We start from the raw sequence: 21867 nt of genomic DNA, 5'->3' as shown, positions 1-21867 counted from the left end.
CGGTTCGTCTGCACTAGAGACCTCTTTCATGTATAAATAAGCTTAGATCTGGTACCTCCTTAAAAGCTGATTTTAGTGTTTTGGCTGTCTCTAATTTTATTTCTTCTAAAAATTCGATAGCCATAATCGGCTTATTATTTTTACTCATCTGCTCCGCTAGTGTTGCTAGGCGAATACTGTCATTGCTGTATTCATCTTGCTCTAAAGAACCTGATAGCCAGTCTAACTCTTCACGATTGATAAACCAATGACATTGATCCTTGTGTCGCGAACCAGCAACATATGATGCTGATCGATCAACTCCTGAGGTGTAATAGACGAAAGTGTCACCATCAATTGTACGACCTTGGCTGGAGTAGATTGTAGAAGCGTATGCATGAACTAAAAAAAGTCTGCTATCTTCATCACTGTATTCTGATTGATAAAAACTGACCTCACGATTACTATCTAATTCAACTGTGAAACGAATATCATCGCTAAACTTCTTAATATTAACTATCGTACCTATTTCTCCGTTCGTTAAATTTCGGGAATAATCATTTTTAGAAAAACGCACTCTATCACCTGTAGAAAATGACAGTGTCATTTCATGTTTTCCAATAATGCAATCAGCCTCTAAATTTTCTAGACCAACTACACCCATTTCTTGATAAGACTTTCGAACATCTTTATTTAAAAGCTTCACATCACTCCAACGATAAGCCAATATCAATGACTGCTTTGAAGGATTCTCATTTTTATATCCTAACCATTTATCAATCAGCTTTTCTCGGCTTTTTTCGCTACTATCAGAGAAGTGCAGTAGCCCACGCTCTTGATGAACGAGCAGGGCCTTGAGTGAATTACCTTCCCTTAAATCCATTACCGCTTGTCTTGCCCATAATTCACGCTGACGTCTAATAGTTTCTATACGGGTACAACCTCGTTGTTGAGATAAAAATCTTAGGCTACCATCATGCGTAATCGCGCTTAACTGCTGTTGCTCTCCAACTAAAACTAACTTTCCATTCGCATTATCGACGGCTTTAAATAGCGTCACTAAGTCATGGGTCGATACCAGCCCAGCTTCATCAATTACTAAAACTGTATTTGAGAGAGAAATTTTCTTTGTCTCAATATCAACCAAAAGTTTAGCTAGTGTTCCAGATTGAATCCCCGTTTCATTTTCTAGTTGTAATGATGCTTGTCTAGAAATAGTAGCTCCTATTACACGAAATCCGGCTGTTTCATAAGCTAACTTCATAGAACTCATTGAGCTCGATTTTCCCGCGCCAGCGGCCCCTTGAAGAATGTCGAGATTAGATTGACATACACCGTGCACTGCTTCTATTTGTTCATCTGACAGGCTATAGCCTTGCTGTACACATTGCACTTCAAGAGCAGAAACGATTTTACTCTCTGATAACTGATAATAATTTTTAGATTGTAATTTTTGAGCGTATTCAAGAAGTTCTTTTTCTAGTGATAATATCTCTGTTGTTGTATAAAGGCGATTACGCTTATTATCAATACCGAGCTCAATAATTGACTGCTCTGCTAATAAATATTGAACTGCTGATTCAATTTCTTTTATCTCTGCATGATAAAATTGAGCTTCTACAGCAATAGCTGCATAAAGATCTTGTAATCGAAATACAGATATTTTTTCAGTCAAAAGTTTAACTATCGAATTTAAAGGCATTGGTTCTGAACTAATCTCGACTGATTTTTTTTGAATGAGGCGAACATGTTCATCACGAAAATTTAGCTCATCCATTTCATTTTGCCAGCGCTGAAATAACGCAGGCCGATCAGTGATATTCTGTTTCTTTTTACGTGTCATCATGACAATTTTAGATCCGATTTTTGATGCTGTTGTTCTTACACCGACACTAAATAATTTCTCTCTGATGACTTTTTTACGTTTTGAGAAATGCTCACAAACAGACCTAGGGATTCCTTCTATTTCAAACTCTGGTTTACATTCGGTACGTTCGATAGAAAACCCAAGATCTTGCATTCTACGAGCTAATGCAGCTCTGTAAACTGCCCCAGTTGCTTTTTGCCACTTGTAAAGATGGTTTGATTCAAGTGTTCCAAAGCTACCATCAAACCTGAATGCCCCGTTTTTTATCAGACAGTGTGTATGAAATTGGGGGTCTTGATCACGACTAGTTGAATGCTCATATAATACAGCAATAAACCCAGTTACCGCTTCTTGTTCATATCCATTATGACCTCGTCGCGTGTAACCTGCGTGTTTTTCAAGAAATTCAATAGCTTCCTTAACCGATTTTTCTCTCGCATCGTGGATTTTATTTCTTAATTCAAGATCAGCTCTAGCTGTCAAAACAGAAACACTTTTGGGATCTGAAAAAGTAACATCCCAACCAATTCTTTGATTTTTTTTTCCTAGTAAAGGTTTGAAAATACGCTCAAAACTTTCTTTACCTAACAACTGTTTTTTTTTAAGCAGTAGCGCTCCTGAACCAGCTAGAACACCACCATTCTCCGTTTCTGATGCATAATAGTTATCCTCTTCTAAATAATCCAAATAACTTTCACCCTGTTTAGAACTTGCTGAAATAAGCTTAATCGTCATCATGATTCACTCTCCTCGCAAGACGTCCACGCATTGGTGTTTTTATAGCTATTTTTGTTTTTCTCGTCTGAGATAGAGTCCAATTTGCGGCTATTGTTTCTGCTGCGATTGGCTTGATATTATGTATAGGCCATATCAAGTAATAAACACTTAACCAGCCTGACACCATAATATAGCCGTGAATACCGTTTTTTGATGCAAAGGGTAGATTTACTAAATCAGAAGCATTAACTAAGGGTTGAATTTCTTTTTGCCATTGTATAAATTTTTGGTTAGTTAAATTCGGTCGTTCTATAATTCGATCTGAAAATGCTTTAGCGGCATACTCAGCAGAACCTCCACTTGCTCCCATTTTCATAGTCACTATGGTCGAAAATAAATTAAGTAATGTATTGGCACCTTGCTCCGTGTAGAGTTCAATCAGCTGCGAGTGCCCTTGTGTTCCCGCGACAATACGACAACCCTTTGAACGCCCTAGTGTCATCCATTTTTTAATAGATTCATTTCGGGGTAAGTTCCCAATTTCATCTAAAAACATCCACAATTCACGTTTTGTGCTATTCTTTGAGGATAATATACTTGAAGTCATTAAAGATATCAGGGTATTAGCAATAGGAGCACCTATATCCTTATACTTAGCACTTGCTTGAACAATCACTACTTTTTTTTTGGACTCCCTATCAAATGTCCATTCAGATATTGAAAATCCAGTCTTATACGCATTAGGCCATGCATCTGCTAATATATATATCCAACCTAAAGAACTAATTAATTGAGCAAAAAAACTTGCAGTAGTTTTACTATTGGGCTCAATGAAGCGTGTTGCACGTGGATAGTATTTAGTAAACATTTCTTTTAGAATAGCATCGTTAGTAGAAAGTATGTTAGCTAGCTCCTTCCAGCCCCAATACTCATTTGTATGATTTAATGTCATTATCATCCCTGATAAAATTGATCTTGCCCCCTCGGACCAAATAGGATCCTTCGTTTCAGATATTAAATGATCAGCTATGAGCTTAGCATCAGTATCAGTTTTTGCATCAGCACTTATGTTCCATGGCGTACCACGTTTATCCCAAGGGGATATTAATACTGTATTACTTGAATTATAAAATAGTTTTGTGAACTCTCGCTTCTCATCATATATAAAAGCCTTTTCACCTCTATCAATTATTTGCTTTATTATTGGAGTTATGAATACTGTTTTTCCAGATCCTTGATTACCAATAATAAGAAAATTACCATTTTCTCTATCACGTGTTAACACTACTTTTGGGTGAAGAACAAGCCCCTTTTTTGTTCCTCTTTTCAGTTCAATCGCTAGTTGCTTTTTAGCATGTTTGAATGCTTTTTCACCTTTAAGCAATCTAGCTCCACTTACATGATAAAGCTGGTCGTTCTCACATGACCTCACATATATAGATACTAAGATAGAGAAAAGCAGTGCTGGTAGTATTACTAATAGAACATGAATGAAGAAACATAACTCTAATTCTCTATTGCTAATTTGCTGCCAGTAATAGCTAACACTATTCGTTTTAGCATCTGCAAAAAAATCGTAAACTATAAGCTTCCAATGTTCTAAATGAGAGTCCAATCTCCCCCAATTTTCAGGAGATAGCACATCCCATGTGAAATAAATTAAAATTATTATTGATATAATGAAGGTTATTAACCCTAATACTAATACCCTAATAATTGAGTTTTTTTGAACTGAAGGAGGTTTATTATTTATCATTACCAAGTCACTCCTTTCAATTTAAGTTGTTCAACAACTTCATCTCTTTCTTTTGAACTTATACCCACTACAGCACATATCATTTCGAACATAACTTTTCTTTGACGTAGTTCAATGTTAGCTAGTTGTTGTTTTATCTGTTCATTAGTTTGATACGTTTCCCATGAGTTTCTAATAACTTCTGCTAGGTTAGACCCTCGCTTCTCTGCCTCTCTTTGAATTTCTAAATAGTCTTTTAGTGAAAAACGTGTGGTAACTGACTTTATTGAGCTATCTTTAATCATCTTGAAATCTCCGGATTCTTATTATTATTCAGTGTGTTAAGGTTTATTTTTTATGAAATTGAAATCGTTTATGAAATCGTCTGAACAATAGTATTTTCATAGTGTGCAGACGAATTCTATTTTTTAAAAAAACATCATTGATGTGTAGGGTTTATGTCATATTTAATTTTCTTCAACTCCAAATAAAGCCTGAAAACTTCAGTTGGAACCTTTACGTTGAAAGTATATTTTGCCGTTAACCTTTCAGAAAGATTTGATAAAAAAAACAACTCGTACATTTTTAGTAAATATATTTTTTTATCATTATTTGGACTAATAACAAATGAGATAGCATCATTGAAATCTTCCATCTCAAGCTGTCTACTTTCTTTTTCATGCAGATAAAAAATAGAGAAAAACTCAATAGTTGAAACAATTGATTGCGACATCTCAACAGTTAAAGGTTTTACATTAATTTCAAACCAAACACTCTCTTCATTAAAAAGATTCACGTCTTCAGTTATAGGAATATGTTCTTCTTCTATCCAAAGCTGAATATTTTTCAATATTTCTTTCATAACATTACCCTCTTTTTATTGTTCTACTATTCAAAAAAAACTCTAAGTCTTCTTGTCTATAAAAAACTCTACTACCGACTTTCAAATAAGGAAGATCATAGCGATCATTACTTGCCCACACAGCTAGAGTTTGATGCTTAATATTAAGATATTCAGCAGCTTCTTTTCTATTTAGTAGTCTTGGTTTATTCATCTAAAGTATCTCGTAATAATTTCGATTGATGTAGATTAATCGCTAATATAAAATGATGTCATTACATATTTTAAAATAGGTGGACACTTTAAAATGATAACTACAGAAGGTAATGAAAATAATTTTCAGATGTTGATAAAAAACATCAATTCAATAGTTTTAGATTTTAAAAAAAACAGCAAAGACATTGTTTTTCAAGAGTCACTTTCATCTTTATTGAGTGATATAGAAAATCAAAATACGATAAGGAAAGGTATTAACAAAAATATTTTTGGATTAAAAACAGCTAAATATTTTTTTCAAATACATTTAGATTTCCACTTCAACAATACGATAATCTCCAATCACCTTCTTCATGAAAAGACAGAAGAATTCATCTTTAAAAAAACAATAAAATCCCCTTCACGCATTGTCTCAAGAAAATCAGAGCTTAAAAAATGGAATCAAGAAATTAAAGAATTAATAAAATTAAAAAAAGGAAATTTTGATATAGAAAGTAAGAGATTAGAAACAATACGACTAATAACACTAATAGTTCGTGATTATTGCTACAAAGAAAAAGTTAAATATTGCTCTATTTGTTATAGACGTATTTTAAAAAATAGCTACTGTTCTTATCATTTATCAAGCAGCCCAGATTTTTACAAAGATGTTATTAAAATCAAACATTACTTAAATGAAAGTAGAATAAAAAAACATCTAAATCAAAGAGAAATGCGAAATTCGCTAGGTGATTTTTATATAGAAAGATCTCCTGATTCGTTATCTAAAATAATTTCAGAGCGCTCCAACAGGGTTAAATTTGCTGCAATAGCTTATCTACTCTCAGAAGAACTAGTGACACTAAAGAGCTTTATTTGTCAAAAGCTACTAATAGCCCTACCAGATTTCAATGAAGATATACTTTTAGAACATTTTTCAGAATTTGAAGATTTTTCAAAATGGTTATACTCAGCTAATGTTCTTGATAATCCATTAGAAAATACTAGTATTTTTTGGCTGCTCAACAACATGATAATTGCAGATGAATTTCTTAGAGCCAGTAACGAGTATAGAAAAGAAAATGCAAAGCTTGTAGAAATACAAAATAGTAGACAAACAATTGACGCTAGAAGGAAGGATACAGAAGAGAGAGATCAAGAAATCAGAAAGATGAAAAAACATGGTGTATCGTATCGTAAAATAGCGACACAGTTTAATCTTAGCAAATCAAGAATTGCTGAAATAGTGAGCAAAGCCAATTCTAAATAAGCTATAAAGTAATTTTGTAGCACGGATGTAGCACAAGAAATAAAAAAGCCCCTAGAAGTTAGCGTTAACTAACCTTCTAGAGGCTTATTTTATATGGTGGGCCTGCCCAGACTTGAACTGGGGACCTGCCGATTATGAGTCGGATGCTCTAACCAACTGAGCTACAGGCCCTAAAAGCGTTGCAGATTATATCGATATGCTCGCCGCTTGCCAAGAAGTGCATGCAATTTATATGTAATAAATCTTCGAAAGTGGTTGATTATCCGGCTATTTTTTAACCAACCAATTACTCAGCCCTCTAGTTCTCTGCGTTTTACTCATTTTTTATTTATCGTTAGCGACTCATTTAAACTCGCTCAAAAGCATGCCGAATGTCGGTATAGGTAACTTTCGTCTTAATGGCTTCTAACGCGATCAGGTGTAAAAGCCGTTCACGAGTGGTACAAGCATCTGGCAAGATGCTGACTTGATAAAGATCGGCGGCATCAGAAATCGCAGTATGAGTCACGCAGTTTTGCGTCATCATGCCGCAGATCACTAGACGATCTACTGCCAGCTCTTCTAGCACTTGCGTTAGGTTTGTCTCTTGAAAAGCATCGGCGTGTTGTTTGATGATCACTGGCGCATCAGGTGCGGCGTCTAGAATCGCTTGGTGAAGTTTCACCCCTTCTGTACCTTCAACAAAAAATGGCGATTCGCCAGCTGCTACATGTTGCACAAGTACAATGGCGGCATTTTGTTCTTTTGCTGCGTTAATGGCATTAAGAATTTCTTTTAACGTATTGTCAGTATTCCACAATGGAAAATTACCTTTATCAAAATAATCGTTTTGTGGATCGATGACTAATAATGCAGTGCGGCTCATAAATTGGCTCCTATTAAACAAAGTATTGGCAAGCACAGTCGTCGTGTAAAAACCTCTATCTAGAATCGCAAAACTATGGATTCCATTACAGTGTCAAATTTGACATATTAGAGGCCTAAAATGACAAACAGGTGATTCCTTGAAACATTATCAAATCGCTGTACTTGCTTATCCTCATTCTCTTTTGTCGGCGGTTTATGGTTTTGCCGAAACATTCGAGCTAGCCAATGAAGCCTGCAAAGAAACAGGTTTGGAAATCCGTATCACTACGCATATTTTACACGAGGCAGACTTAAAGAAAGACTTGGACACGCAATCTCACTATCACGCAGTCTTGTTGCCGCCTAGCTTGCATAAAGCCAGTTACAGCGAGAAGAATACCGATATCAATGATTTTTTAATCGCACAGCATCAACAAGGTGCCATACTTTGCAGTGCCTGCGCTGGTGCGTTCTTTTTGGCATACACAGGTCTTACAGATAAACGCCAAATGACGACGCACTGGGCGCTAGAAGGTTTGTTTAAGGAACGTTTTCCTCAGCAAGCAATGGACACGTCGAAGATATTGATTAACCAAGGCGATGTGATCAGCGCCGGAGGCATGATGTCTTGGATGGATTTGGCCATGGAACTAGTACAAGTACTGACGAATGCTAATATCGTTCGTCAGTTAGGCAAAACATTAGTGATTGATACAGGTAAAAGAGAGCAACGCTACTACCAACAGTTTCAACCTAATTTCGACCATGGTGATGCGGCGATTTTGACGGTTCAGCATTATTTACAAGGCCATTTTGCCGAACTGCAACGCACTGAAAGCATGGCCGCTCTCGCTAAATTAACGCCGAGAACCTTTTTAAGACGCTTCGCTAAATGCACTGGCTTCAACCCAAATGAATATTTGCAACGTATCCGTATTCAAACGGCTTGCGATGCCTTAGAACAAACAACGCTGTCGTTCGAGAGCATCGCCCTGCAAGTAGGATATGAAGATGTTGGCAGTTGCCGTAAAGCCTTTCAAAAGATTATGGGGTTAACGCCCAGCGCCTTTCGCCAGCGTTTTGTATCGCCATCACCCCATTAATTCAAAGACGAGATTGACGACCAATGTCTCCCGGTGTCATGCCAATGACTTTTTTAAAAGTCCGGCGAAAAGCCGCCTCGCTTTGATAACCCAATTCATCACTTAAAATTGCGAGATTTCGGTCACCATTTTTTATCCGTTGCGCAGCTAAACGCATGCGCCATGAAGTCAAATAAGCCATGGGAGACATTCCCATCGTACTTTTAAACAAGCCACTAAATACCGAACGTGACATACCCGCTTTTTCGGCAAGACTAGCAACCTGCCAAGCTTGTTGAGGTTGCTCATGGATAGCCACAATTGCCCGCGCCAGCCTCGCATCACTTAAACCTGCTAACAAGCCTAATTCGATTTTTTTGTTTTGAATAAACAATCTCAGCATTTGCACCAAATAAGCTTCAGCTAGTCGCTCAATCACCACTTGAGAACCACAACGAGGCTGCAAGCTTTCTGTGAGTAATATGCTTTTCAAAGGCGACAATTGCAGGGCAATCTCATCACCTTTTTCGACTTTCACCCATTGCCATTCCAAGTCCAACAATGGATTAAGCGCTTTTGTGGCGAAATCAAATTCACAAATTAATAACTTAGTTTCACAGTGTAGCCTTTGTATAAGCGATGCTCTGAGATCCTGGCCCGTAGCAAACCACACACCATCACCCTCTTTCAATCTCGTTCGGCTTTCACCGTGTGTGGTTAAAGAAAGTTCTCCGGAGATTAAATACAACCAATAGCTAGAATCTGCTGATAAAGCCAAACGCTCATTTTGACGAGAAAAATGGAAAGCGCTTATCGAAGTCGCCTTAGGGCGAAACGCACTTAATACCGATGAAAGACGATCCATAATAATTCTTCCTCAAGAGAAAATACGATCTGCAACACATAAAGCACAAACAATCACCAATCATATCACCCTTAACCATAAACTGCCTTCATCAAAACAAACAACAGATTATGAGGTAAGCGAAATGTTCGTCCTAAAACCAAGAACAGCAACACCAAATCTCACTATTAATACTCTGAAAGAGTCTTGGTCACTTGCTCAGCAAGCACCTGAAAACTTCACCATGGTTGTCGTTTATCGTGGTTTGCATTGTTCTATTTGTAAAAATTACTTAAAAGAATTAAGTCGCCTAGCAGATGACTTTATCGCGAAAGGTGTGAATATCCTTGTACTAAGTTCCGACACAGAAGAGAGAGCCGCACAGGCATCAACAGAATGGGAAATTGAAAACTTAACCATGGGCTATGGCCTAACGGTTGAACAATCTCAAGCTTGGGGATTACACAGAAGTGCAGGCCGAGGTGTGACTAGCATTGGCATTGAAGAGCCTGCCGAGTTTACTGAACCTGGACTATTCCTTGTTCGCCCAGATGGCACATTATACTGGAGCAACATCAGCACTATGCCTTTTGCTCGTCCGCACTTCAAAGAAGTACTTGGCGCAATCGAATTTGCTGTCAGCAAAGATTATCCAGCACGCGGTGAACTTATTTAACAACAAAACGTGTATTGTGATTTGACGTTATACAATAAAAAGTAGAATCAACATCTCGGTTCTACTTTTTTATATCCAACACATCAATCTACAATAAAGAGCGTTGCGCCTTCAGAGGTCGAAGAGCGATGTGGCTCGGCATCATCAGCCACTTGGTAACTCATGCCTGCGGATAACACAAAAGTACGACCGTCTTTTAGTACGGTTTTCAGCTCGCCACTCATGCAAAAAAGAATATGCCCTTTTGTGCACCAATGATCCGCCAAATACCCAGCAGAATACGTAACTATTCGCACACGAATATCACCAAACTGTTTGGTCTGCCAATAAGCAAATCCGCTCTCACCTTTGTGGGTCGTTTTTTCGACGCCTTGCCAATCTGTAATGCCAAAGGGTAAATCTGTAATCTTCATAAAAACGCCTTAAAATCCTTCTATTAACAAGACAATGCCGCACCATTTGAGCGGCATAACATAATAAGTAGTAAGCGTTAGCGAGGAACTTTGGTCAAGCACTATATTAATAGATTCGAACAATATTTAAGATGTTTAAGCTATCTCTATTTGGTAACAAAACGTCTCTGCTGCACCATGAGAAATACGGTATTCCAAAGGCGTTTTGTCATAACCATAAGCCACTCGTTCAATGACGGCAACAGGACTGTTTTCAGCGGTTTTTAAAGCTTCAGCAATACATGTATTAGCAGATTTAATGGTTAAGGTTTCTTTCGCCGAAGCGATAAGTTGCCCGCATTGTTGTTCATAAAATGGATAGAGCAAATTACCAAACTCTGATAATTCTAAATCAATAAGGCTGGCAAAAAGTGACGCTGGCAACCAAATTTCTTCCGTTAATACCACTCGATCTTCCAAAAAACGCAAACGTTCAAGACAAATAGCCTTGTCATTCACATCTATTTTTAATGCATCAGCAGCTGGCTGTGGTGGCTTTTTGAGTGTTCTGGATAGCAATTGGCTTGTGGGCATAACAAAACGCCCGTCGGAAGACATCTGACGGAAAAAGCGAAATAAAGAGGCATTAAAATCGGGGCGACGCACAAAAGTACCACGACCTTGACTACGGTAAAGCAAACCATCACTAACTAAGGTGTCGACCGCTTTGCGAATCGTTCCAATGGCAACATCATAGGTTTTTGTCAGCTCACTTTCAGTAGGAATTGGGGCATCCGGCAGCCAAGTTCCCGCGCTAATATTTTCTAGCAATTCATCACGTACCTGTTGATATAGGGGTAAACGTTGGTCTCGCCCCTGCTTAAATAACGCCATTTTGATCCCTCATTTGTAAAGAACATTATTCTAATACCCATACCGTAAGCCGTCTACGATTGTTGACTTAATATTCATATAAACATATATTCATATATATGAATTACATAAGTACACAATTCTCCTCATAATGAACAAACTTAACCGCATGAATGCAAAGGTCTCTTTATGATTTCTGACACTAATTTGCCAGTGAAAGGTATAGACACCCACGCGCATATTTTTCGCACTGATCTGCCTATGACAGCAGAACGAAGGTACGCTCCGGACTATAATGCGCTGCCTGAAGACTTTTTAATGCAGTTAGCAAATTACAACATATCGCATGGTGTTTTAGTTCAGCCTAGTTTTTTAGGTACTGACAACAGTTTTATGCTGCAAGCCTTACATCAATATCCTCAGAAACTTAAAGGCATTGCGGTCGTAGACCCTAGTATTAGCGATAACGAATTAGATGAGTTAGATGCGGCTGGTGTAGTGGGTATTCGTCTAAACTTGATAAATAAGCCACTGGAAAATTACACGTCTCCTCTATGGCAAACATTTTTAACTAAATTAGCAAAACGTAAATGGGTTGTTGAGATTCAGCGAGAACTAGACGATTTAGCAAGCTTTTTACCGGCTATTTTAGAATCTGGTGTTGAGGTCATTATCGATCATTTTGGCCGTACATTGCAGGGTATCCAACCAGCCAATCGAGCACACCAAGACTTCTTAGATTTACTAAGTAGCGGCGCCCCCATCTGGACAAAAATTTCAGCCGCTTATCGCTGCAATGCCAATATTGAGCAAGCACAAGCAATGTTAGCAATATTGCGCACGGCTTATGGGCACTCAGAACTTTTATTATGGGGAAGTGATTGGCCAAACACACAATTTGAAACACAAACAGATTACACAGAACAATACGGTTTTATGGAAGCCTTACTACCCAGCACGTATGAGCGGAATAAAGTACTAATTACCAATCCAAGCAAGCTGTTTAAGTTTTAACCGGCAACCAAATAAGAAATGTAAAGAGAACCATAAAATGAGTCTACTTGTTGTTGGAGCAATCCTACTATCCATCATCCTTGGTTATAAAACCCGTATTAATATCGGGCTTTTCGCCATCGCTTTCGCCTATTTAATTGGTAGTTTTGCGCTTGGATTAAGCCCTAACGACATCATCAAAATGTGGCCATTGAAGATTTTCTTTATCATCTTCTCTGTGTCGTTATTTTATAGTTTTGCCATTATCAATGGGACGTTAGAGAAACTGGCCGAACATCTTATGTATCGTTGCCGACACTTTCCTCATCTATTGCCATACGCTATTTATATTACGACGACTATCATTTCAGCATTAGGCGCAGGTTATTACACCGTTCTGGCCTTTATGGCGCCTATTACTTTATTACTTTGCCAACGAACTGGCATGAGTATGGTGATTGGTTCTATGTCGGTAGGTTATGGCGCACTGACTGGCGCAAACTTTATGTCTAGCCAAAGCGGTATTATTTTCCGCGGCATAATGGCAAACGCTGGCGTGACGGAAAACCAAGCATTCATCAACTCTATTGGCATTTTCCTAAGTACCGCAGCTATTCCTTTAATCGTAATTACGGCATTGGTTTTCTTTACTAAGCATCGTAGCACCATTGCAAAAGGCGGCTACCAAGCAGACCTTCCTACAGCGTTTAACAAAGAACAACGTCAAACATTGACGTTAACGCTGATAATGATGGGCTTAGTCTTACTTGCACCAATTTCACATCTTTTATTTCCAGACAATCAGACGATTACCTTCATTAATTCCAAAATGGATATTGGTTTGATTGCCAGCGTGTTCTCTGTGATCGCACTATTGCTTAAATTAGGTGACGAACGCAAAGCCATCGCGTCTGTGCCATGGTCAACGCTTATTATGATCTGTGGTGTGGGTATGTTGATTTCTGTTGCGATAAAAGCAGGCACGATCAACGACCTAGCGTCTTGGATCGGTACTTCAATACCAGCCGTTTTAGTACCAGTTGCATTCGGTATTGTGGCGGCCTTTATGTCCCTTTTTGCCAGTACATTAGGCGTGGTTACACCAGCGCTTTTCCCAATCGTACCGTCAATTGCTCAAAGCTTGTCACTGGATCCGATGATGCTATTCATCTGTATCGTAGTCGGTGCGCAAGCCACGGCAATATCACCTTTCTCCTCTGGAGGAAGTTTGATTCTAGGTGCCTGCCCAACAGAAGAAAGCCGAACAAAACTGTTCCCTCAGCTTCTGTTTCGCGCAGCACCACTGGGCTTTGCCGCAGCCCTAATCTTTAATTTGCTGATCACCTTTGTGCTTTAGCACCCTCTAAACCTCTTTGGGCGTATGCATCGCTTGGTGCTGCGCCCTTTTTTTATATGGAGATACATTTATGACCCTTTCACTGCGCACTCGCCTTCTGAGTGTCAGCATTATTGCCGTCGTTATAACGACAGCTTACTTAGTCTCAGAAACAACGCATTCCCTGACTCAGCAAATGCGCGATTCACTATTAAAAGATGTCCGCCATTTTTCAAAAGCCTATGGCGATAACACGAGCGAGTGGCTAAACAGCCGCAAGGTCATTGCAGAATCGCTTGCTAATACATTAGAGCGAGCACCTGAACAATCGCCCTATATAGCTATCAAACAAGCCTACGATAGTGGCAAGTTTGCCTTAACCTATTACGGCAATAACGACGGTAAGATGTATCGTCAAGATCCGGCCTTAGACGCAAAACGCGCTGACTACGACCCACGCCAAAAAAGCTGGTACACCGAAGCCATGAGCATTGGTAAAGCCAGCATACTCGGCCCAAATCTAAGTTCTACCACAAAAGAGTTGGTTATTATTTTAACCAATCCAGTAACCAAGAATGGCAAGACATTCGGTATGGTAGGTGCAAACCTAAGCTTGAATCAATTATCTAAACAGGTTGCCGAACTTGATATTCCAGGTTCTGGCTCTGCCATGATGGTGTCATCTAACAACGATATTATTGCTCATGCAGACAAAAATATAGTGATGACAAAAGCCGAATCTATTTCGCCTATTTTCGCGCCTAAATTCCTATCAAACTTAGCAAGAGAAGATAAGCTGGTAGAAGAAACCTTAGATGGGAATGAGGTCTTTGCCTACGCTCAGAATATCCCTAACACGGATTGGACCTTAGTTTTCACCATGGATAAAAGTGAGCTAATGGCGCCCGTTTACACAGTATTAGTTCGTCAAACTATCACCGCCTTGGCTCTATTAGCAGCCTTCAGTTGCTTCTTATATTGGTTGTTTAAAGTACTCTTTAGTGACTTAAATCGTGTTTCAAAAGCCTTGCAGGATATATCCAAGGGCAAAGGCGATTTACGTGCTCGTATAGAAGTAAAACGAGATGACGAGATTGGCATACTGGCGCAAGGTTTTAATGACTTTGTTAGCCACATGCACGGCGTTGTAGAACGTCTAAAAGTACTGTCTAAAGATGTAGCGGACGAAGCACATAACGTCTCGAATTCCTCTACTCAAAGCGCTTCTCGTGTTGCCACTCAGCAACAAGAAATAGACATGGTTGCTTCTGCCGTCACCGAAATGGCTGCCGCAACCAATGAGATCGCAGGCAATGCAGAACAAACTGCAAAAGCCGCTAGCCATTCTGTTGAACTTGGTCAAAAAGGCAGCGCTCAGGTACAAAAGAGCCGTAACTCAACTTACCAGCTTGCCAACGAAGTGAGCCTTGCCACTGAGCAAATCTCAGCTTTGGATCACCATGCCCAACAAATCAGCGGTATTTTATCAACCATTACTGGCATCGCAGAACAAACCAACTTGCTGGCACTAAACGCTGCTATCGAAGCGGCTCGTGCAGGTGAACATGGTCGTGGTTTTGCCGTAGTTGCCGATGAAGTACGTACATTGTCCCAGCGTACTCACTCTTCTACAGAAGAAATTCAAAAGATGATTGAGTTACTACAAGAGCAGACATCAAAAGCAGTTACTTCGATGCAAAACAGCAGTGCTAAAGCGCAAACCAGTGTGGCCGATGCGGATGCAGCAACAGAAAGCCTAGAAGAAATCGCCAATGCTATCATTAGCATTTCAGACATGGCAACGCAGATCGCTACCGCCGCTGAAGAGCAAACAGCAGTAACTCATGAAATAAGCCAAAACAGCGAAATCATTCGCCAAGTGGCGGCAGATTTAGCCGATGAAAGCAAAACAGGTGTAGAGCAATCGAAACGACTTAGCCTACTTGCTAAACAAGTCGACACAGAAGTCGGCCAGTTCCAAATATAAGTTCTAATCACTCAAAAAAACTGGACGGAACTATTTTCAGAAAGAGATAGTTCCAGAACAGGACATCAAAATAACAAAAGCCTCGCTGGCAATGCTAGCGGGGCTTTTTCATTAAAACGAAAGCTCACGACTGTAGATATATCATCAAGATCTTTTTAAAAATTTAAGCAAAAAAAAGTGATGGCTCAAAAAATGAGACATCACCAAAAAAAAGGGAAGTACAGAATGAATCTTTAGCGATTTAAAGAAACATCACCCTAAAAGAAGGGCTACTGACGCTACTTAAAAAATAGAAAAACTACAAAGTAAGATAGAGAACAGGTTCATTGTCGAATCTGATAAAGCTTTACCAAACTCGCGGAAATTCAAAAGGTTTGAAGGGAGTCCATTCGATAGATTAGACGATATATTTAAGATCTAAAGGCCTTCAACAGAACGTCATAATAAAAAGAAAAATGACTCAAAACAATGCACGCAAGGCATCATGAACATTCTTATCTCGTTCCAGCATTTGTGTGCAAATTTATGAAAATTTGCAAGAACCTGTCATTAAAACATAACAAAAGATCACATAAAGCATATCCATTATTCTTTATGCGATTCAAGAACCTATCAAGATTCAAGAACCTACCGATTATGCTTACTTCAAAGATTGGATATCCGTTAACACCCATGCACTGTTATGCTGGGTAAAACCAATTTTAGGGTAATAATCTACCGCCTGAGGAGCAGACAAAAGAATCAAAGAACACTTAGGCTGCAACGCTTCCTTGGTCATTCGCACCAAGGTTTTACCAATACCTGATGCCTGCACAGACTCATCTACCGCCAAGTCAGATAAATAACAGCAAAAGGCAAAATCCGTCACCGAACGAGACACGCCCACCAGAGCCTCACCCTGCCATGCGGTAATCAACAAATTGGAGTTTTCCAGCATAGCGTTTACGGTCTCTAAATTATCAATAGGACGACGTGCACCTAATGTAGTTTTCGACAGCAGCTCAATAAACTGAGCCGCCGTAATCGCCTGATTTACCTTGTATGTAATAGCCAGTTCTGTGGATTGCTCAACGGACATTATTCGGACTCCTTTAAAGTTAGCTAGCGCTACGTCAAAGATATTATTTAGCATTTTTTCGTATAAACAATCCATTTTAAATTGGTTTTGTTTGTATAACTGTTTACTTAACCTTTCCTTGTCTTTAACACCTCAGGCTAGACCTCATTTCATCAAGGAAAACAGAAAATGACTTTTAAAAAACGACTCAGTATATTGCCCTTAATTATTAGTGCTACGGTGGCTAGCCAACAGCTTATTGCAAAAGACATCACCTTGCTCAACGTGTCTTATGACCCAACACGGGAACTTTATCAGGCGTTTAACCCACTATTTATCGACTATTGGAAGCAGCGTACTGGTGATGACGTAACGATCAAACAATCCCATGGTGGCGCAGGCAAACAAGCTCGTGCTGTGATTGATGGCCTGCAAGCTGATGTAGTGACGTTAGCATTGGCCTACGACATCGACGCGATTGCTGAAAAAACTGGCAACATAGATCCAAATTGGGAGAAAAAACTCCCCAACAACAGCGCGCCTTATACATCAACTATCGTTTTCTTAGTTCGAAAAGGCAATCCTAAAAACATCCAAGACTGGGACGATTTGGTCAAACCCGGTATCCAAGTCATCACACCGAACCCGAAATCTTCTGGCGGAGCTCGTTGGAATTATTTAGCGGCTTGGGGTTACGCAGAAGAAAAGTACGGCAGTGAGGAAAAAGCCAAAGACTATATTAAACAGCTATTTAAAAATGTCCCTGTGCTAGACAGTGGTGCCCGTGGCGCAACCAATACCTTTGTTCAACGTGGCATAGGCGATGTATTACTTGCATGGGAAAATGAAGCTTTTCTAGCCATTAATGAACTAGGCCCAGAAAAGTTTGAAATTGTTGTGCCATCGGTATCTATCTTGGCAGAACCTCCTGTCACAGTGGCGGATAAAATCGCTGAAAAACACGGCACAAAAGAAGTGGCAGAAGCCTATTTAGCCTATTTGTATTCACCTGAGGCACAGCGTTTGGCGGCAAAACATTACTACCGTCCAGTTTTGCCAGCATTGGCAGATCCTAAGGACATCGCGCGTTTTCCAAACGTTAGAACGTTTACTATCAAAGAAAAATTCGGCAACTGGCAGCAAGCACAGAAAACTCATTTTAGTGATGGTGGGGAGTTTGACCAGATATATACCGTTAAATAAAAGCCAATCGCCTTCTAACCTCTTAATCTCGTAACCATAAATGCAAAACGGACGCTCCATCAGCGTCCGTTTTGCATTTAACGTTTTACTTTTACGAGACCGTTGTACAAGAAAGGCTAAATCACTTTTCTTCATAAGCTTCCCATTTATTCTTAGTTCTGCTGCATAAGCCATCGCCATAAACTACAGACTTTAGATATTCTGGATTCAGTCATGAACACGCTTCGTCAATTTTCGGTGTTACCCGGATTTGGGTTATCTCTGGGTTATACCTTGGTGTATTTATCCCTCATTGTACTGGTTCCCATCAGCGCAATTTTTATCTTCACCTGTCAGTTAAGCCTGTCTGAATATTGGCAAGTCGTCACCTCACCTCGTGTTATGGCGTCTTATCAATTGTCATTTGGCACATCATTTTTAGCGGCTGCTATTAATGCCGTCTTCGGCGTGTTGCTGGCTTGGTGTTTAGTACGTTATTCCTTTCCCGGTAAACGCATCGTCGACGCCTTAATCGACTTGCCTTTTGCTTTGCCTACTGCGGTTGCTGGTATCGCCTTAACCGCTTTATACGCACAAAACGGTTGGCTTGGACAAATCATTGAAGGTTATTTTGGCATTAAGGTGGCTTTTACGCCTATTGGTATTTTGATTGCGTTGGTGTTTATCGGCCTGCCTTTTGTGGTGAGAACGGTACAACCTGTATTGGAAGAAATTGATACCGAATTGGAAGAAGCCGCGTCAAGCCTAGGCGCGAATCGTTGGCAAGCTTGTCGCTATGTGGTTTTACCAGTCTTGCTACCCGCCATCATGACGGGCTTTGCCCTAGCTTTTGCCCGTGCGGTGGGCGAATACGGCTCGGTTATTTTTATTGCCGGTAACATTCCTATGGTGTCCGAAATCACGCCCTTAATGATCATCAGCAAGCTAGAGCAATACGACTACACAGGCGCAACGGCTATCGCTTCCGTCATGTTAATTGTGTCATTCATCTTATTGCTACTGATTAACCTATTGCAGTCATGGACAGCCAAACAAACAGGAAGGAGCGCTTAAATGAGCACACTTGCTATACAAACGCACGCTTCACAAACGACACGTTTTGAAAAGAACGCCGCAACACGAGAACCCAACTGGGTAAAATATTTACTGCTAGGAATCTCATTAAGTTTCTTTGCGCTGTTTTTGTTGTTGCCGTTAATCGCTGTCTTCACCGAAGCCTTACGCAAAGGATTAGAAACCTATTGGCTAGCATTTACCGATGCTGATGCCCTGTCTTCCATTGCTCTTACACTAACCGCCGCGCTGATATCTGTGCCGCTAAACCTGGTTTTTGGCGTGGCCGCCGCGTGGGCCATCACAAAATTTGAGTTTAGAGGTAAACAGATTTTAATCACCTTTATCGATCTGCCTTTTTCCATCTCGCCGGTCATAGTTGGCTTAAGTTTGGTACTGGTATTTGGTGTTCATGGCTGGTTTGGCGAATGGTTAGTCGCCAATGACGTCAAGGTTATTTTCGCCTTACCGGGCATTGTGCTGGCCACCATATTTGTGACCTTTCCATTTGTCGCGCGGGAACTGATTCCACTCATGCAAGCACAAGGCAAAGAGGAAGAAGAAGCTGCCATTGTGCTGGGTGCGAAAGGCTGGCAAAACTTTTGGTACGTGACATTACCGAATATCAAATGGGGCCTGTTGTATGGCGTAATTCTCTGTAACGCCAGAGCCATGGGTGAGTTCGGCGCGGTATCCGTTGTGTCTGGTCACATTCGTGGCGAAACTAATACCCTGCCCTTGCATGTGGAAATTCTTTACAACGAATACAACTTCTCGGCGGCTTTCGCAGTGGCATCTTTATTGGCTTTATTAGCCCTGCTGACCTTGGTCATCAAAAGCTATGTCGAGCATAAAATCAGCAAAAGAACGAACGGATAATAGGTGATATATGAGCATTAACGTAAAAAATATACACAAGCGATTTGACGAATTCACCGCTCTTGACGATATATCACTGGACTTTCCATCAGGCGAATTAGTGGCGCTACTTGGCCCATCTGGCTGCGGCAAAACAACCTTGTTGCGCATTATCGCTGGACTAGAACAAGCCGATCTCGGCGACATTATTTTGGATGGCGAAAACGCCTCAAACACACATGTTAGAGATCGTCAGGTCGGCTTTGTTTTCCAACATTACGCTTTATTCAAGCACATGACGATTTTCGACAATGTCGCCTTTGGTTTAAGAATGAAACCTAAAGCACAACGTCCATCTGAGTCCAAAATACGCGAAAAAGTATTCAGTTTATTGCAACTTGTGCAATTGGATTGGCTCGCCGACCGCTTCCCTGCACAACTCTCTGGCGGCCAGCGTCAGCGTATCGCCTTGGCCAGAGCCTTAGCGGTCGAACCACGCGTTTTGTTACTGGATGAACCCTTTGGCGCCTTAGATGCAAAAGTACGAAAAGAGCTACGCCGTTGGTTGCGAAAACTCCATGACGAGCTGCATATCACCTCTATTTTTGTCACCCATGACCAAGAAGAAGCCTTAGAAGTCGCCGACCGAGTAGTATTAATGGATCACGGCAAAGTAGAACAAGTCGGCACACCAGAAGCGGTTTACAATCACCCTCAAACGCCGTTTGTGTACAGTTTCTTAGGTTCGGTTAACGTGTTTCATGGCCGCGCGGAACAAGAGCATTTACAGGTTGGTAATGAACAATTGCGTCACCATAATGATTCTTATGGCCATGCCCAAGACGTGTTTGCCTTTGCCAGACCCCATGAATTAAAAATCGTCGAGAATAATCATCACGAAGGCGTGTCCGCACGAATAAGCCGTGTATTATCCTTTGGTATCGAAACCAAGGTGGAACTGGACGGTCTTAACGGCACACATTACGAAGTACACTTGTCCCAACAACAGCGACAAGATCAGCCATTGCACATTGGGCAAGAGGTCAAATTAGTCCCATCAGCTTTAGCGCTCTTCCCTAAAGAAATAGAAACACTACGACTTAGCGAACAACAAGGATAACGACCAGTGAATTTTCAGCAATTACGTATTTTGCGAGAAACCGTCAGACAAGATTTCAATCTGACGGAGGCGGCCAACCACCTTTTCACGTCGCAATCGGGTGTTTCTAAACACATCAAAGATTTAGAAGACGAGCTAGGTGTTGAACTGTTTGTTAGAAAAGGCAAACGACTGCTCGGACTCACCGAGCCGGGCAAAGAATTAATCAAAATTGCCGAGCGAATTCTGTTGGATGCCAACAACATCAAAAACTTAGCAGATCACTATCGCGACAACGACAGTGGCGAACTCACCATCGCCACCACTCACACGCAGGCAAGATATATCCTGCCGGCGGTGATTACCTTATTTAAGCAAAAATACCCAAAAGTTCATTTGAAGTTACATCAAGGTAGTCCAAGCGAAATTGCTAAACTGTTACTCGCCGGCGAAGCCGACATTGGTATTGCCACAGAGACACTGGGCGACATCGCCGAATTGGCAAGCTTCCCTTACTATCAATGGACGCACACCGTCGTCGTGCCCAAAGATCACCCATTGAATCAGCATCCTCAACCACTGACATTAAAAGCCATCAACGCTTATCCGATAGTGACCTATCACGATGGATTTACTGGCCGAGCAAATATCGAAAAAGCCTTTCGGCATGCGGGAGAAAAACCGAATATCGACATGTCAGCGTTAGATGCGGACGTCATCAAATCGTATGTGGAATTGGGCATGGGCGTGGGGATTATTGCGTCCGTCGCCTACGATGAAAAACGTGATACAGATCTGGTTATCTTACCGTCACAACATTTATTCGACCCCAGCTGGAGTAAAATTGGCTTACGCCGAGGGCATTATTTACGCCAATACGCCTATGACTTCATTCATTTATGCGCTGACAATTTAACCGCCGACGTCATAAATGCAGAGATAAAGCCCGAATAGCTAACGCCCT

21 protein-coding genes and 1 tRNA gene are annotated in these 21867 nt (G+C 40.5%); 11 read left to right on the top strand and 11 right to left on the bottom strand.

Translation table 11 applies throughout. From position 1 onward, the window contains the following. Positions 1-13: 13 nt before the first annotated feature. The 5 genes from mobF to BUA59_RS13590 form a co-directional block, all read right to left on the bottom strand. Entirely contained in the window at positions 14-2584 is a 2571-nt protein-coding gene (mobF, locus tag BUA59_RS13610) for a MobF family relaxase (RefSeq protein WP_072840247.1), read from the bottom strand. Beyond that, positions 2571-4319: a type IV secretion system DNA-binding domain-containing protein gene (locus BUA59_RS13605; RefSeq protein ID WP_072840246.1), complete on the bottom strand. Its 1749-nt coding sequence runs from the start codon at positions 4317-4319 to the stop codon at positions 2571-2573. Before BUA59_RS13605 ends, mobF begins: the two co-directional genes overlap by 14 nt. Then, positions 4319-4603: a hypothetical protein gene (locus BUA59_RS13600; RefSeq protein ID WP_072840245.1), complete on the bottom strand. Its 285-nt coding sequence runs from the start codon at positions 4601-4603 to the stop codon at positions 4319-4321. Before BUA59_RS13600 ends, BUA59_RS13605 begins: the two co-directional genes overlap by 1 nt. 134 nt (positions 4604-4737) lie before the next feature. Then, positions 4738-5160, bottom strand: coding sequence for a hypothetical protein (locus BUA59_RS13595; protein WP_072840244.1), 423 nt, complete (start codon positions 5158-5160; stop codon positions 4738-4740). Between the two features lie 4 nt (positions 5161-5164). Continuing rightward, positions 5165-5353, bottom strand: a complete 189-nt coding sequence (locus BUA59_RS13590) for a helix-turn-helix domain-containing protein (RefSeq protein ID WP_072840243.1) — start codon at positions 5351-5353, stop codon at positions 5165-5167. A 93-nt stretch (positions 5354-5446) separates the two neighbouring features. On the opposite strand from BUA59_RS13590, the gene BUA59_RS13585 reads away from it, so the two are divergent. Beyond that, a complete protein-coding gene (locus BUA59_RS13585) occupies positions 5447-6604 on the top strand; it encodes a hypothetical protein (RefSeq protein ID WP_072840242.1) in 1158 nt (385 codons plus the stop codon). Positions 6605-6698: 94 nt separating this feature from the next. Here the strand turns inward: BUA59_RS13585 and BUA59_RS13580 are convergent. Together BUA59_RS13580 and BUA59_RS13575 are read right to left on the bottom strand one after the other, a co-directional pair. Next, a tRNA-Ile gene (locus tag BUA59_RS13580) sits at positions 6699-6775 on the bottom strand. A 175-nt stretch (positions 6776-6950) separates the two neighbouring features. Continuing rightward, positions 6951-7469 carry an isochorismatase family protein gene (locus tag BUA59_RS13575; protein ID WP_072840241.1) on the bottom strand — a complete coding sequence of 173 codons (519 nt, stop codon included), beginning with the start codon at positions 7467-7469 and terminating at the stop codon, positions 6951-6953. A 139-nt stretch (positions 7470-7608) separates the two neighbouring features. On the opposite strand from BUA59_RS13575, the gene BUA59_RS13570 reads away from it, so the two are divergent. Continuing rightward, positions 7609-8553: a GlxA family transcriptional regulator gene (locus tag BUA59_RS13570; RefSeq protein ID WP_072840240.1), complete on the top strand. Its 945-nt coding sequence runs from the start codon at positions 7609-7611 to the stop codon at positions 8551-8553. 1 nt (position 8554) lies between these two features. Here BUA59_RS13570 and BUA59_RS13565 read toward each other — a convergent pair whose 3' ends face one another. Beyond that, positions 8555-9397: an AraC family transcriptional regulator gene (locus tag BUA59_RS13565; protein ID WP_072840239.1), complete on the bottom strand. Its 843-nt coding sequence runs from the start codon at positions 9395-9397 to the stop codon at positions 8555-8557. Between the two features lie 124 nt (positions 9398-9521). On the opposite strand from BUA59_RS13565, the gene BUA59_RS13560 reads away from it, so the two are divergent. Beyond that, a complete protein-coding gene (locus tag BUA59_RS13560) occupies positions 9522-10052 on the top strand; it encodes a peroxiredoxin-like family protein (RefSeq protein ID WP_072840238.1) in 531 nt (176 codons plus the stop codon). Between the two features lie 83 nt (positions 10053-10135). Here the strand turns inward: BUA59_RS13560 and BUA59_RS13555 are convergent, their stop codons facing one another. Together BUA59_RS13555 and BUA59_RS13550 are read right to left on the bottom strand one after the other, a co-directional pair. Beyond that, positions 10136-10465, bottom strand: coding sequence for a DHCW motif cupin fold protein (locus tag BUA59_RS13555; protein WP_072840237.1), 330 nt, complete (start codon positions 10463-10465; stop codon positions 10136-10138). Between the two features lie 135 nt (positions 10466-10600). Continuing rightward, on the bottom strand, positions 10601-11338 hold the full coding sequence (locus BUA59_RS13550; protein WP_072840236.1) for a GntR family transcriptional regulator: 738 nt from the start codon (positions 11336-11338) through the stop codon (positions 10601-10603). 168 nt (positions 11339-11506) lie between these two features. Between BUA59_RS13550 and BUA59_RS13545 the strand changes: the two genes are divergently transcribed. The 3 genes from BUA59_RS13545 (at position 11507) to BUA59_RS13535 (ending at position 15633) form a co-directional block, all read left to right on the top strand. Next, entirely contained in the window at positions 11507-12331 is an 825-nt protein-coding gene (locus tag BUA59_RS13545) for an amidohydrolase family protein (RefSeq protein WP_072840235.1), read from the top strand. 37 nt (positions 12332-12368) lie between these two features. After that, positions 12369-13667 carry an SLC13 family permease gene (locus BUA59_RS13540; RefSeq protein ID WP_072840234.1) on the top strand — a complete coding sequence of 433 codons (1299 nt, stop codon included), beginning with the start codon at positions 12369-12371 and terminating at the stop codon, positions 13665-13667. Positions 13668-13737: 70 nt separating this feature from the next. Beyond that, on the top strand, positions 13738-15633 hold the full coding sequence (locus tag BUA59_RS13535) for a methyl-accepting chemotaxis protein (RefSeq protein ID WP_072840233.1): 1896 nt from the start codon (positions 13738-13740) through the stop codon (positions 15631-15633). Between the two features lie 640 nt (positions 15634-16273). Here the strand turns inward: BUA59_RS13535 and BUA59_RS13530 are convergent. Next, positions 16274-16711: a GNAT family N-acetyltransferase gene (locus BUA59_RS13530; RefSeq protein WP_198515398.1), complete on the bottom strand. Its 438-nt coding sequence runs from the start codon at positions 16709-16711 to the stop codon at positions 16274-16276. Positions 16712-16879: 168 nt separating this feature from the next. Here BUA59_RS13530 and BUA59_RS13525 point away from each other — a divergent pair, with 168 nt between their 5' ends. The 5 genes from BUA59_RS13525 to BUA59_RS13505 all read left to right on the top strand — a co-directional run bounded on the left by BUA59_RS13525 (position 16880) and on the right by BUA59_RS13505 (position 21857). Continuing rightward, positions 16880-17893 (top strand): sulfate ABC transporter substrate-binding protein, encoded by a 1014-nt coding sequence (locus BUA59_RS13525; protein ID WP_072840232.1) that lies wholly within the window; start codon positions 16880-16882, stop codon positions 17891-17893. A gap of 213 nt (positions 17894-18106) precedes the next feature. After that, positions 18107-18946 (top strand): sulfate ABC transporter permease subunit CysT, encoded by an 840-nt coding sequence (cysT, locus tag BUA59_RS13520; protein WP_072840231.1) that lies wholly within the window; start codon positions 18107-18109, stop codon positions 18944-18946. Next, entirely contained in the window at positions 18947-19825 is an 879-nt protein-coding gene (cysW, locus tag BUA59_RS13515; RefSeq protein ID WP_072840230.1) for a sulfate ABC transporter permease subunit CysW, read from the top strand. A 10-nt stretch (positions 19826-19835) separates the two neighbouring features. Next, positions 19836-20924 (top strand): sulfate/molybdate ABC transporter ATP-binding protein, encoded by a 1089-nt coding sequence (locus BUA59_RS13510; RefSeq protein WP_072840229.1) that lies wholly within the window; start codon positions 19836-19838, stop codon positions 20922-20924. Between the two features lie 6 nt (positions 20925-20930). Continuing rightward, positions 20931-21857, top strand: a complete 927-nt coding sequence (locus tag BUA59_RS13505) for a CysB family HTH-type transcriptional regulator (protein ID WP_072840228.1) — start codon at positions 20931-20933, stop codon at positions 21855-21857. The last annotated feature ends 10 nt before the right edge of the window (positions 21858-21867 follow it).

Source organism: Marinomonas polaris DSM 16579, assembly GCF_900129155.1.
Classification (GTDB): Bacteria; Pseudomonadota; Gammaproteobacteria; order Pseudomonadales; family Marinomonadaceae; genus Marinomonas; species Marinomonas polaris.
The sequence above is the reverse complement of the archived record's forward strand: the minus strand, read 5'-3'. Positions and strand labels throughout refer to the sequence as shown.